Here is a 12,871-nt window from a genome sequence, read left to right on the forward strand (position 1 = left end):
GAACGTCGTCGACGCGGTGAGGGGTCGGCGAGTCTGGTCGTGATCCTGACCGTCGCGGATGTCGCGGACGTCGCGGCCGAGTACGGGCCCCCGGTCGCCACTGGCTGAGGGCGTGAGCGTTCACTGTCAGTCCATTGCAACGATCCAACGCCTGTCGTTGCGTTATCTTTAAGGTCAGTGCAACGATTTCTCGCCCATGACCTGCATTGATGCGACTTTTTGGCAACCACCGTGTTGAGTGACTTGTGAATGCAACGTAGCTTTCCCTCATCAGAAACAGCGACCCAAAGGATGGACCCATGCAGAAGTTCGACACCCCCGCCCCGATCCGCGCCGTCCTCGACATCTCCGCGGGGCACATCCGGTTCATCGCCGCCGACCGCGCCGACACCACCGTCGAGGTCCTGCCCGCGGACGCCTCGAAGGGGCGCGACGTGCAGACGGCGGCGGAGACCACGGTCGAGTACGGCGACGGCGTCCTGCGGATCGCGGCCCCGGAGGCGAAGAACCGGATGCTCGGCAACTCCGGATCCGTCGAGGTGACCGTCCAGCTGCCCGTCGGCTCCCGCATCGAGGCAAAGGCGGCCGGCGCCGACTTCCAGGGCGTCGGACGACTCGGCGATGTCGCCTTCGAGGGCGCGCAGGGCACGGTCAAGCTCGACGAGACCGAGAGCGCCCGCCTGACGCTCCAGGCCGGCGACGTCTCGGTCGGCCGCCTGAGCGGCCCCGCCCGGATCAGCACCCAGAAGGGTGACATCCACATCACCGAGGCCATGACCGGCACGGTCACCCTGAGCACCGAGCACGGCGAGATCTCCGTCGGCGCCGCCCGCGGGATCTCCGCCTCCCTGGACGCCGGAAGCAGCTACGGCCGGATCCACAACTCGCTCGACAACACCGACGGCACCGCAGCCGGCCTGCACATCCACGCGACCACCGCCTACGGCGACATCACGGCCCGCAGCCTCTGACCCCCGCAGCTCCTCGCGCCGACGCTGCACTGACCGAACTCACCTCACCTCACCTCGGCCCGGCTCGCGAGACGGCCGGCGCCCTCGCTCCAGGCCTCCCAGGGCCTCACCCTCCCGTGAAGGCGCTGCCGGGGCGCCACCATGCCCAACCCGACACCGAAGAAGGACACGAAGAATGAGCAGCATTCAGGACTACCAGGCCGCGGAGCGGCTCCTGCGCCGGCCCGCCCGCCCCGGCGAGCTCGTCGTAGGCGACAAGGTCAGGCCACAGTGGATCGACGGAGGCGCCCGCTTCTGGTACGCGGTGAGCAATGGGGTCGGCAGGCGGTTCGTGCTGGTCGACCCGGCGGCCGGAACCCGTGAGCCGGCCTTCGACCACGCCCTGCTCGCCGCCGGGCTGGCCGCCGCCTCCGGACAGCCGGTCGACCCCGAGTACGTGCCGGCCACGGCGATCGAACTGGCGGGGAACTCCGTCGAGTTCGATGCGTTCGGCGAGTGGTGGCGCTGCCGCCTGGACGACTACGTCTGCGAGCGGGCCGAGTTCACGCCGCCGGGCAGCCCCCTCGACGTACCGTCACCCGACGGGAAGACCGTGGTGTCCCGGCGGGGGCACGACCTGTGGGCGCGCTCGCTGTCCGACGGCCGCGAGTGGGCGCTCACCACCGACGGCGCGCCCGGCCACCAGTACGGCACCGTCCCGGAATGCACGGCGAACAGCACCCTGCTGCGCAAGATCGGCCTGCCGTACCTGCCGCCCTCGGTGGCCTGGTCGCCGGACTCGACGAAGGTACTGGCGCACCGGACCGACGAGCGCGAGGTCCGGGAGACCCACCTGCTGGAGGCCAGGCCCGTCGACGGTGGCGCCCCGGTGCTGCACACCCAGCGGTTCGCCTACCCCGGCGACGAGCACGTACCGCTGGCCGAACTGGTCGTACTGGACGTCGCCGAGGCCACGGTGGTCCGCGCCCAGGCCGAGCCACTGCTCATGCCGACACTCTCGCCGATCACGATCAAGTGGGCCTGGTGGGCCCCGGACAGCTCGGCGGTGTACTACCTGGCCCGGCCCCGCGACCTGCGCACGCTCACCCTGTACCGGCTGGACGCGGCCACCGGCGAGGTCGCCACGGTGCTCAGTGAGACCGGGGCGACCCGTGTCGAGCCCAACCAGTTCGGGTACGAGCCGCCGATCGTGCGGGTGCTGGCCGACGAGGTGCTCTGGTACTCGCAGCGGGACGGGTGGGGCCACCTGTACCGGTACGACCTGCGCACCGGCGAGCTGCTCGGGCAGGTCACGTCCGGGCCGTGGGCGGTGCGGCAGATCCTGCGCGTCGACGAGGCCGAACGCGTGGTGTACTTCACCGCTTCCGGGCTGGTCGACGAGGACCCGTACCGGCGCACGGTGTGCCGGGTCGGCCTCGACGGCTCCGGCTTCGCGAGGCTCACGGACGACGAGCATGACCACACCGTCACCACTCCCGACCACCCGGACTACTTCATAGACTCGGCGTCCACGGTCGACACCCCGCCGGTGACGACGGTCCGAGACTGGTCCGGGCGGATCCTGGCCGAGCTGGAGCGCGCCGACACCGCCAAGCTCGCCGCCACCGGGTGGACGGCGCCGGAGCGGTTCCGCGTCAAGGCGGCCGACGGGGTGACGGACATCTACGGAGTCCTCTACCGGCCCCGCGGGTTCGACCCCGCACGCTCCTACCCGGTGGTCGACAACGTCTACCCCGGACCGCAGGTCACCCGGGTCTCCCCCTGCTTCGACCCCGGCGGGATGGGCCTCGACGCGGAACCCCTCGCCGCACTGGGCTTCGTAGTGGTGGCACTGGACGGACGCGGCACACCCGGCCGGGACAAGTCCTTCCACGACTCCTCCTACGGACACCTGGCCGACGCGGGCAACCTGGCCGACCACGTCGCGGCCCTGCGCCAACTGGCGGAAGCCCGGCTGTGGATGGACCTGGACCGGGTGGGTGTGTTCGGGCACTCGGGCGGAGGCTTCGCCGCGGCCCGCGCGATGCTGGACTTCCCCGAGACGTACAAGGTGGGAGCCGCCCTCTCCGGCTCGCACGACGCCCGTCATTTCAACGCCGGTTTCGTGGAGACCTACGACGGCGCGGACAACCCCGAGGCCTGGGGCCGCACTTCCAACATCGACCTCGCCGACCGCCTGGAGGGGAAGCTGCTCCTGATCCACGGCGAAATGGACGACCAGGTCCACCCGGACCAGACCCTCCGCCTGGCCGACCGCCTCATCGCCGCCGGCAAGGACTTCGAGCTGCTCATCGTGCCCGGCGCCGAGCACACGTTCATCGACCACTTGGCCTACGTCCGTACGCGCTGCTGGGACTTCCTGGTCCGCGAGCTGCTGGGCACCCAGCCTCCTGCCTACCGCCCCGCTCCCATCGCGATCGGCCCCGAGCTCCTCGCCGAGCTGTTCGCCTGAGCTTGAGCCTGAGTCGGCGGCATCGGCCCCGCTCGTATGACCCAAGTCACACGGGCGGGACCGATGGGTTGGGATCTCCGCCACGGTCTTACCCGCGACGAGATTCCACCGCCGCAGGCCCGGCCCCCGGGTGGGTGCGGCACACGAGGAAGGCATGCCATGACCCACGCGATCAGCGTCTCCACCACCGCCTCCGACCCGAATTCCGCTTCCGCCACTGCCGGGTCCGCATCCTCGGCGCGGGTGCTGCTGAAGGGCGCATCGGTGGCGGGGCCGCTGTTCCTGGTCGTGGGGATCGCCCAGGGCCTCACGCGTGAGGGCTTCGACTTCACTGGTCCTGGCCCGCCGCTTCGCCGCCGAGGGACAGCGGGGCTGGGGGGTCGCCTGCCGCCTGCTCCCCGTGGGCGTTCTCGCCGGGTTCGCCGGATCCGGCGCCTCCGTACTGTCCTTCACGGCAGGGGCGGCACTCGGCCTGGCCGGACTCGCCGCGGTGACCGCCCGGCTGGCGCGCCTCTAGCCGTACCGGCACTCACGCATCCGTGTTCACGGACAGGTCATTGCAATGATTCGCCGGGTTGCGTTGCGTTTGGCGGCAAGCACATTGCAATGATTTCTCTCAAGTGACCTGCAAGAACACGTAGATTGAGAACGCCAAGCTTGCTGAAACACTGAATGCAACATAGCTTTTCTTCGTCGTGAACACCGTGGATTCCAGCGGTAACGACGTCGGCGCGAGCCTGCCGGCCGTCGACACGACCGTGGTCCATCTCCATCAATTCGACTGACAGGAAGCGAGACCTCCCGATGCGCCTTGCGATTGGCGAATTCATCAGCCTGGACGGCGTCGTTCAGGCCCCGGGGCACCCCGACGAGGACACCGACGGCGGTTTCGCGCACGGGGGCTGGAGCCACCCGTTCTTCGACCCGGAGGTGATGGGTGGCGCTCTGGCCGAGTGGCAGGCAAGCACCGAAGCCCTGCTGTTCGGGCGCCGCACCTGGCAGACCATGGCCGCGGCGTGGCCGGCACAGGCCGGCGACCCGTTCGCCGACCACATGAACAGCGTCACCAAGTACGTCGTGTCCAGCACCCTCGGCGAGGACGAGCTGACCTGGAACAACACGACGCGCATCCCCGGCGACCAGGCCCTGGACCAGATCAAGAAGCTGCGCGCGGCCGAAGGCCGCGACCTGGTGGTCATGGGGAGCGCGTCCCTCACCCGCACCCTGCTGGCCGAGGGGCTGGTCGACGAGCTGCGGCTCATGATCCTGCCGGTGCTCGTCGGCGGCGGTAAGTCGATCTACCCGACCGATGGGCACCTCCGCACGTTCGAACTGGTCTCCACGGTCGTCAGCGGCACCGGGGTGCACGTGTGCACCTACCGGCCGAAGGCCGGGGCGTAGTCGGCAGGCGTACGGGCCAATGCCGAGCGGGCGGCGGCGTCCTCCACGGAGACGCGGCTGCGCCCGTCCGCGTCGAGGACCGGCTGGTCGCCGCCGATCCCGAACCGGCCCGTACGCCCACACGGACGTGCAGGGCTTCGGTCAGCAAACGGTCGGCATCAGCCCCTTGGGTCGTTCATGGAGACACACCAGCCGGCGGTCGCGCATGCTCCTGGCGCATCGGGCTCGTCGGCGCGCCGTGACGGCCTGTGCCACGTGGAGCTCGGTGCCGAAGCCGAGGCCGAACGGCTACGAGCGCAGCTGGCCGCGAACACCGGAGGCTGGCACCGCAGGCGATGCAGCGACGGACACCCTCAGCGGCTCCGGTGCGGAACGGGCGCGTAGACGGGGGAGGAGACGACCAGCGCCACCCGGCCCCGGGAGGAAGGCGAGTGCCGGGCCTCGCGGGGTCAGTCGGCCGACGAACGCCGCCGGTCCAGACACTCGCCAGACACACGCGGGCCCCCTATCGATCTTCTGTTCGAAGTCGGAAGGGGCCCCGCGTGCACGTTATGCTGCAACCCGTCCCGCGGGGGAAGTCCGGTCGAAGTCCGGCGCTGACCCGCAACGGTAGGCGGAGCCCAACACGCGGCTCCGTGAGCCCGATTACCCGCGGTGATGAAGGCTCCTGTCAATTCGCCGTGGACTGCGAGAAGGCGCTGCGCAGGGCGCCCCGCGTCCCGGGCCGCTCCTGTGCTCATGTAGGGCACGGCCTGAGGCGAAGGCGATCCGCCCGTGGCCCCACCCCTGGAACTTGAACCAGCCGCGCCACCTCACACGGCGCCTACCGGCGTCGGCCCCGCACCGCCCAAGCGTGCATCACTGCCTCTTCTCTTCGTCAGCCTGTGCGTCGCGCTCGTGCTCTCCATCGTTTGTGGGGCGGGGATGGGGGCGTCGGGCCTGTCGTGGGGCGAGGTGCTGCGTTTTCTGTGGGCGGGGCTGACCGGCGGTTCCATAGCGCATGACGAAGTCTCTGCCTACACGATCGTGTGGGAGCTGCGCTTTCCGCGAGCCGTGCTGGCCGCGGTCGTCGGAGCCGGCCTGTCGGCGATAGGCGTCGCGGTGCAGGCCATGGTCCGCAATGCCCTCGCCGACCCGTTCGTCTTGGGCATTTCCTCGGGCGCGGCCGTCGGTGCCAATGCCGTCCTTCTCTTCGGGGCCTTCGGCGCTCTCGGCCTGTGGGCCCTGTCCACGGCGGCCTTCCTCTCCGCGCTCCTCGCCATGGCGCTGGTGTACGCGATCGCCCGCACCGCTGATGGCCTGACCCCGCTGCGGCTCGTCCTGACGGGCACTGCGATGTACTACGGCTTCTCGGCGGTCACCACGTTCATGGTGTTCGCGGCCGAGCGCGGCGAGGCGGCCCGCTCCGCGATGATGTGGCTGCTCGGCAGCCTCGGCGGCGCCAGCTGGGCCTCCGTGCCGATCGCCGCGGGAGCCGTGCTCGTCGGCCTCGCCCATCTCACTGTGTCAGCGCGTCGCCTGAACGCCCTGGCGATGGGTGACGAGACCGCGGCCGCCCTCGGGGTGGACGCGGGGAGGCTGCGCAAGGAGCTGTTCCTGGTCTGTGCCGCCGTCACGGGGACCGTGGTCGCGGTGAGCGGTGCGATCGGTTTCGTCGGCCTGATGGTCCCGCACGCCGCACGGATGCTGGTCGGCGCGGACCACCGCCGACTGCTGGCCGTCGCCCCACTCGCGGGCGCCGTCCTGCTGATCTGGGTGGACATCCTGTCGCGTGTGGTGCTCGCGCCAGTAGAGCTGCCGGTAGGAGTGCTGACCGCCGCCATCGGCGTGCCGTGCTTCGTCCTGCTGATGCGCCGCCGCTCCTACACCTTCGGAGGCGCGTGATGCGGATCGACATCGATGCACTGACGGTCGAGGTCGCCGGCGCGCGGCTGGTGCGGGAGGCCACGCTGCGCGCGGACGGCGGGCAGGTCGTCGGGCTCGTCGGGCCCAATGGCAGTGGCAAGTCCACGCTGTTGCGCTGCGTCTACCGGGCCCTGCGCCCCTCGGCCGGTACGGTCCTGCTCGGTGGTGAGGACCTGCACTCCCTGAGCGCGCGCGAAGGCGCCCGTCGGCTGGCCGCCCTGCCCCAGGAAGCGGTCACCGAGTTCGACTTCACGGTTGCCGAGGTCGTGGCGATGGGGCGGCTGCCGCACCAGCACTCCGTGGCCCGGACCACCGACGAAGACCGGAAGGCGTGCGAAGCCGCGCTGGTGAGGGTCGGAGCCGGCCACCTCGCCGACCGCGGTTTCCTCACCCTCTCCGGCGGCGAGAAGCAACGGGTCCTGATCGCCCGCGCACTCGCGCAGCAGCCGCGGGTACTGGTGCTCGACGAGCCCACCAACCACCTCGACATCGCCCAGCAGTTGGAAGTGCTGGCTCTGGTACGCGGCAGTGGGCTGACGGTGCTCACCGCGCTGCACGATCTCAACCTCGCCGCGCTCCACTGCGACCTGCTCTACGTCATCGACCGCGGCCGGATCGTCGCCTCCGGCGCTCCGCACGACGTGCTCACGCCCGAGTTGCTGGCCGAGGTCTTCGGCGTACGGGCGCACCGTGTAGCGCATCCGGAGTCCGGCGCCGTACAGCTGCTCTTCGACCGTCTCCTGCCCGCTCAGCCCGCTTCCTGAGGAGCCATGGCCATCATGCCGAACCTCGTACGCCCCGCCGCACTCGCATTCGCCGCCGCCCTGGTGCTCACCGGATGCGGCGCGGAGGTCACCTCTCGGGACGGAGAGGGTGGTGACGCCAAGGCGCGCGGCGGCCACTATCCGGTGACCGTCGAGAACTGCGGCCAGAAGAAGAGCTACGACAAGGCCCCGCAGCGCGTGGTCACCAATGACGTCGGTATCACCGAGATCATGTTCGCGCTCGGACTCGAGGACCGTATGGCGGGATATGTGATGCCCGACGACAGGGGCGATCTCGCATCCGTTTCCTGGAAGGACGCTTACGACAAGACGAAGTGGCTCTCGCAGAAGACGATCAACAAGGAGCTGGTCCTCGACGCCCGCGCCGATCTGGTGTTCGCGGGCTGGAACTACGGCTTCAACGAGGGGGAGGGCTTCAGCCCCGCCGAGCTGGAGAAGGTGGGCATCGACTCGTACCTGTTGAGCGAATCGTGCCGCAACGGTCAGGGAAAGGCACGCGGGGTGATGCCGCCGCTCGAGGCGCTGTACACCGACCTGCGGAACCTGGGAAAGATCTTCGACGTCGATGACCGTGCGGAGGCCCTCATCGCGGACTTCGAGAAGCAGGTGGCCGAAGCGGAGGCGAAGGCCCTGAAGGGCGCTGACCGTCCGCGCGTCTTCCTCTACGACGACGGGCAGGACAAGCCGCTGACCTCGGGTCTGTACGCCGGGCCCCACGACATCATCACCAAGGCGGGCGGCGATCACGTCATGAAGGACCTCAAGGACAGCTGGGCGACAGTGGGCTGGGAGACCGTGGTCGAGCGTGACCCCGAGGTGATCGTGATCAATGACTACGGCGACACCACCGCGGACCAGAAGCGGAAGTTCCTGAAGTCCTACCCGCCGCTCGCCGGCGTCTCGGCCGTCAAGAACGACCGGATCGTCGTCCTCGACTACGCGGAGCTGGTGGAAAGCCCGCGCAACCCCGCGGCCATCGCCTCACTTGCCGCGGACCTGAGGAAATTCTCTCGTGGCTGACCGGCAGACGGACTTCGGCCGCGGCCTCACGTCGCGGGCGGCGGTGCCGGCCGCCGCAACAGCGCCGGCTCGCATGGGCGGTAGGGGCCAGTTCTTCAGCGTGACGATTTCCGAGATCCTGGCGCAGTAGCGGCGCATCACGTGGGCCGCCAGGCCGGGATGGGTCTGGCGGTCGATCTCGTCGAGGAAGTCCCCGAGGTCCACGGCCCCGTGTGGCGCGGACAGGTTCGTGATCGCCTTGCCCGTCGAGGTGTTCAGCACCGCGAATGGATCGGCGGTGCCGTGCCGGACGTAGTCGGAACTCCGCCCTCCAGCCAATCCTGCAGGAACCGGGTCCGCTAGGCGGGCCCAGACCTCAAGACGGGATCGCTGGACCGTGCGCCAGGTATGTGGCAATTTCCCCCTGATTGCACCGTGCTTGCAGGGGCTCTCCATGGGCAGCAGTTGAAAATGAGTGTCATATTCGTATAGAAGTACGGGGTGCTCATCTCACGACAGGTGGTGGAGCGCCCGATGGCCGGAGTCCGGCCCTTCGCGCTCACCGCACTCCGACATCCCACGGTCTCCACGCTGCTGGCGGATCACCGAGCCCTGCTGGCCGACCTTCTCGACGGCCTGGGGTCACCACTGCATGTCGTGCTGCCCGAGATCTTCGAGGAGAACGTCGTCAGACTCCGCCGGGTGTTCGCCGAGGCGGGCGCAACCGCGGACATCCTGTTCGCCAAGAAGGCGAACAAGGCTGACTGCTATGTCACTTCGGCCGCTGCCCTCGGTGTCGGGATGGACGTGGCCAGCACCCCCGAACTGGTCAAGGCCCTGGCCGGCGGAGTGCCTGGACACAGGATCGGCATATCCGGCCCGGAGAAGGACGACACGCTGCACGCTCTCGCCGTTCAGCACGGCTGCCTGATCGCCGTCGACTCGATCAGCGAACTCCGCCGGCTCGCCGCCACCGCGCGGCTCGCGCGGCGGCAGGCCACCGTGCTGCTGCGGTCCCGGACGGCCGGCCAACCGGGAAGCCGCTTCGGGCTGTCCGCCGCCGAGCGTGAGGCCGCTGTCGGTCTGTGCGCGGAACTCGCCGCCCACATCAGCCTCCGGGGATTCTCCTTCCACCTGAACGGCTATTCCACGGCGGAACGTGCGACGGCGGCGAACGAGATGATCGAGCACTGCCTCGACGCCAGACGGCGCGGCTCGCTCTCCGCGGAACTGGTCGACATCGGCGGTGGGTTGCCGGTTCGCTATGTCGAGCCGCGGCTCTGGGACGGGTTCCTCGAGCAGAACGAACCGGCCCACTACCACGCGGCCAAGGACTTCAAGGACTTCTATCCGTACGGTGGGCAGCCCGCGACCCAGGCAGTGCGCGCGCTCATGGCGCACCCGGTCGACGGTGGCGAGAGCTTGTCGGCGAAGGCGGGCCGCAACGGCATCCGGTTCGTCGTCGAGCCCGGCCGGGCCCTGTTGGACCAGGCCGGATTCACCATGTACCGCGTGCAGCAGGTCGACGACCGACGGGACACCGACGGGTACGCGATCGTCACCGTCGCGGGCAGCAGTTTCAGCCTCTCCGAACAGTGGTTCAACAGTGACTATCTCCCCGACCCGCTGCTGATGTCCGCCCAGCCCACCGCAGACGAGATGTTCCCGGCCTGCGTCGCGGGCTCGACCTGCCTGGAAAGCGACCTGGTGACCTGGCGGAAGATCGGCTTCCCGCGGCCCGTACGGCGCGGTGACCACCTGGTCTACCTCAACACCGCCGGCTACCAGATGGACTCCAACGAGTCACCGTTCCATGACGCCGCACTGCCGCTCAAGGCCGTTCTCCGGCTCGGTGAGGAGGGGGCCCCGCCGCGGTGGCGACTGGACGGAATCTGATGCGACCTCGAACGAATCCGATGTGACCGCCAATGAAGGAGAAGCCTCGTATGTCACAGAGCTACGCCCCACCCGGGCAGTTGTGGTTGTTGCCGCAGTCCCAGCAAGAAGGACTGGACCTCGACAACCGACAGGTGATCACGGTCGTCGAGCAGGCCTACCGCGCGTTGGCCGAAGGAGGCTCGAACAATCCGGTCAAGACGATCATCGATGATCCCGGCCACCACTCGCTGAGCTATTCGATGGTGGCCAGGGACGCCGGCAGCGGCACCGTCTGCTTCAAGGCCGTCTACGAGTTCGACCCGCGCCGCAACCGGGACAGCTACCGGTTCCACTCGTTCGTCTTCCTCGTCGACGACACCACCGGGGCACCCATCGCGCTGATGGACGTGGTGAAGCTCGGACCGCTGCGGTCCTCGGCCACTACCGCGCTGTTCGCCCGCGCGGCCTGCCCCGACGCACGAAGCGCCCTGGTCGTCGGCACCGGTGTCCAGGGGCAGGCGGCACTGCCGATGCTGCTCGCGGCCCTGCCGAAGTTGGAGCGGTTGCAGGTGTTCGGCAGCTACCCCGATGGTCTGCGCGCCGTCCAGGACAGCGTCGGCGGCCGCGAGGTCGAGATCGTCAAGGATCTCAGGGAGGCCGCCGGTGAGGCGGACATCGTGATCGGCGCCGCCGGCCTGTCCGTCACGGAGGAGGTCCGGCGTGACTGGATGAAGCCGGGCTCGGTCGCCGTACTCCTCGGATACGGCGTACACGCCGACGTGTGCCACGGCGCGGACTATCGGATCGCCACCGATACCGCCCAGATGCACGCCACCTGCGACGACCTGCGGGGCGCGGACGGCAGCCTGCCGCCGGTGGACGCCCAACTGCCGGACATCCTGCTCGGCCGGGCACCTGCCCGCCGCCATCCGGACGACGTGGTCTTCGCCTACAACAGCGGTATGGCGGTCACCGACGCCGCGCTGGGCCGGTACATAGCCGATCTCGCGCTGGCGGGCGGGCGCGGGGAGAGGGTCAGATTCTGGTGAGTACCGACACGACCGACGCGACGGGTACAACAGAGACCGGCGTCGGCTGGTGGGTCAAGAACTCGCGGACGCTGCTCAAGCTCGCGTTCCCGTTGATCCTGACCAACTTCGCCTATGTCGCTCTGACCACGGTGGACATCGTCATGCTGGGCAGGCTCGGCGCGGTCGAGATCGCCGCCGCCGGTCTGGCCATCGCGCTGTTCAACCAGCTGCGTACCACTGGAACAGGACTGGTCACCGGAGTCAGCAACCTGGTGGCCGAGGCGCGCGTGCAGGGCGACCGGCAACGCGCCGGCGCGCTGCTGTTCGCGGGATTCTTCTGGGCGACGGTGTGCGGTGTGGTGTTCTGCGCGGCACTCCTGCTGATCGGCCCGCTGCTCGTCCTGCTGGGTCAGGACCCGGCGGTGGTCGACAAGGCAGGCGAGTTCCTGATGGTCCTGGCACCGGGCATGCTGCCCTGCCTGTGGTTCCAGAACTTGCGGCACTTCACCACCGGGCTCAAGCGGCCCGGCCCGCTCCTGGCCATCACACTGGCCTCGATCGGCGCTACCATCGGCCTGAACTACGTCTTGATCTACGGCAAGTTCGGCCTGCCCGCCTTCGGATTCGTCGGCGTCGCGATCGCCACCGTCACGGTGTTCCTGCTGTCCTTCCTGGCGTTCGTCGTGGTGATCCTGCGCGACAGCGTCCTGCGCCCGTACCTCACCTCGCCCCACGCGCGGCGCTGGAACGGGGACGCGGTCCGGTCCGTGTGGCGCCTCGGCCTGCCGATCTCGGGTACCTACGCCTCGGAGGCCGGGTTCTTCAGCGTGCTCACGCTGGTCATCGGCTCCCTCGGCGTCGACGCCCTGGCCGCCCAGACCGTGCTGAACCAGATCGTCTACATCGTCTTCATGATCTCCGCCGGTCTGTCGCACGCGGCGTCCATCCACATCAGCGAGGCCGACGGCGGCAACGACTACGTGACAGCACGCAGAATGGGGCTCCTCGGCACGGCCTGGGGCGTGATCGCGACGCTGGTGGTCGCCGTCGTGTACCTGGCCATCCCGAACACGATCGTGTCCCTGTTCATCTCGGCCGAGCACGCCGTCAACTCGGACACCGTCGCGCTGGCCGTGACCGGACTGCTGATCGCCGCCCTCATGCAGGTCTTCGACGCCATGCAGAACATCGGCAACGGCATCCTGCGCGGCATCGGCGACACCGCAGGTCCCTTCCGGATCTCCCTCGTCGGGTACTGGCTGATCGGGCTGCCCGCGGGCTACCTGCTCGGGGTGAGCGCCGACTGGGGCGTCGAGGGCGTCTGGACCGGCCAGACCATCGGCCTCGCGGCCACCGCCGCCCTCCTGCTGGTCGCCTTCCTGCGCCGCGTCGACCGGCTCCACCGCGCCACCTCCAGCGCACCCGCCCCGGAACCGGAGTCGTCATGAA

At 69.3% G+C, this 12,871-nt stretch carries 11 protein-coding genes; 10 read left to right on the forward strand and 1 reads right to left on the reverse strand.

The genetic code is table 11. From position 1 onward, the window contains the following. Nucleotides 1–299 precede the first annotated feature (299 nt). The 7 genes from ACZ4WZ_RS03135 to ACZ4WZ_RS03165 all read left to right on the forward strand — a co-directional run bounded on the left by ACZ4WZ_RS03135 (nt 300) and on the right by ACZ4WZ_RS03165 (nt 8,534). The gene (locus ACZ4WZ_RS03135) at nt 300–971 is read left to right on the forward strand and encodes a DUF4097 family beta strand repeat-containing protein (RefSeq protein WP_467884456.1); all 672 of its coding nucleotides are present in this window, start codon (nt 300–302) and stop codon (nt 969–971) included. Between the two features lie 175 nt (nt 972–1,146). Further along, nucleotides 1,147–3,423 (forward strand): S9 family peptidase, encoded by a 2,277-nt coding sequence (locus ACZ4WZ_RS03140; RefSeq protein ID WP_467884457.1) that lies wholly within the window; start codon nt 1,147–1,149, stop codon nt 3,421–3,423. A 313-nt stretch (nt 3,424–3,736) separates the two neighbouring features. After that, entirely contained in the window at nt 3,737–3,940 is a 204-nt protein-coding gene (locus ACZ4WZ_RS03145; RefSeq protein ID WP_467884458.1) for a hypothetical protein, read from the forward strand. 287 nt (nt 3,941–4,227) lie between these two features. Then, nucleotides 4,228–4,824 (forward strand): dihydrofolate reductase family protein, encoded by a 597-nt coding sequence (locus tag ACZ4WZ_RS03150; RefSeq protein ID WP_467884460.1) that lies wholly within the window; start codon nt 4,228–4,230, stop codon nt 4,822–4,824. 774 nt (nt 4,825–5,598) lie between these two features. Further along, a complete protein-coding gene (locus tag ACZ4WZ_RS03155) occupies nt 5,599–6,708 on the forward strand; it encodes a FecCD family ABC transporter permease (protein ID WP_467884462.1) in 1,110 nt (369 codons plus the stop codon). After that, nucleotides 6,708–7,493, forward strand: coding sequence for an ABC transporter ATP-binding protein (locus ACZ4WZ_RS03160; protein WP_467884463.1), 786 nt, complete (start codon nt 6,708–6,710; stop codon nt 7,491–7,493). The genes ACZ4WZ_RS03155 and ACZ4WZ_RS03160 overlap by 1 nt, the downstream gene beginning before the upstream one ends. 15 nt (nt 7,494–7,508) lie before the next feature. Next, nucleotides 7,509–8,534, forward strand: coding sequence for an ABC transporter substrate-binding protein (locus ACZ4WZ_RS03165; protein WP_467884961.1), 1,026 nt, complete (start codon nt 7,509–7,511; stop codon nt 8,532–8,534). On the opposite strand, the gene ACZ4WZ_RS03170 is transcribed toward ACZ4WZ_RS03165, so the two are convergent. Continuing rightward, the gene (locus ACZ4WZ_RS03170; RefSeq protein ID WP_467884465.1) at nt 8,496–8,852 is read right to left on the reverse strand and encodes a hypothetical protein; all 357 of its coding nucleotides are present in this window, start codon (nt 8,850–8,852) and stop codon (nt 8,496–8,498) included. The two genes, ACZ4WZ_RS03165 and ACZ4WZ_RS03170, sit on opposite strands and share 39 nt — an antisense overlap. A gap of 195 nt (nt 8,853–9,047) precedes the next feature. Between ACZ4WZ_RS03170 and ACZ4WZ_RS03175 the strand changes: the two genes are divergently transcribed. Genes ACZ4WZ_RS03175 through ACZ4WZ_RS03185 form a run of 3 tightly spaced genes read left to right on the forward strand, consistent with a single transcriptional unit; the run spans nt 9,048 to nt 12,870 of the window. Further along, nucleotides 9,048–10,409, forward strand: coding sequence for an alanine racemase (locus ACZ4WZ_RS03175; protein ID WP_467884467.1), 1,362 nt, complete (start codon nt 9,048–9,050; stop codon nt 10,407–10,409). Between the two features lie 50 nt (nt 10,410–10,459). Continuing rightward, a complete protein-coding gene (locus ACZ4WZ_RS03180) occupies nt 10,460–11,440 on the forward strand; it encodes an ornithine cyclodeaminase (RefSeq protein WP_467884469.1) in 981 nt (326 codons plus the stop codon). Continuing rightward, nucleotides 11,437–12,870 (forward strand): MATE family efflux transporter, encoded by a 1,434-nt coding sequence (locus ACZ4WZ_RS03185; RefSeq protein ID WP_467884470.1) that lies wholly within the window; start codon nt 11,437–11,439, stop codon nt 12,868–12,870. The genes ACZ4WZ_RS03180 and ACZ4WZ_RS03185 overlap by 4 nt, the downstream gene beginning before the upstream one ends. Nucleotide 12,871 lies beyond the last annotated feature (1 nt).

It is taken from the genome of Streptomyces sp. NPDC029122 (assembly GCF_055569445.1).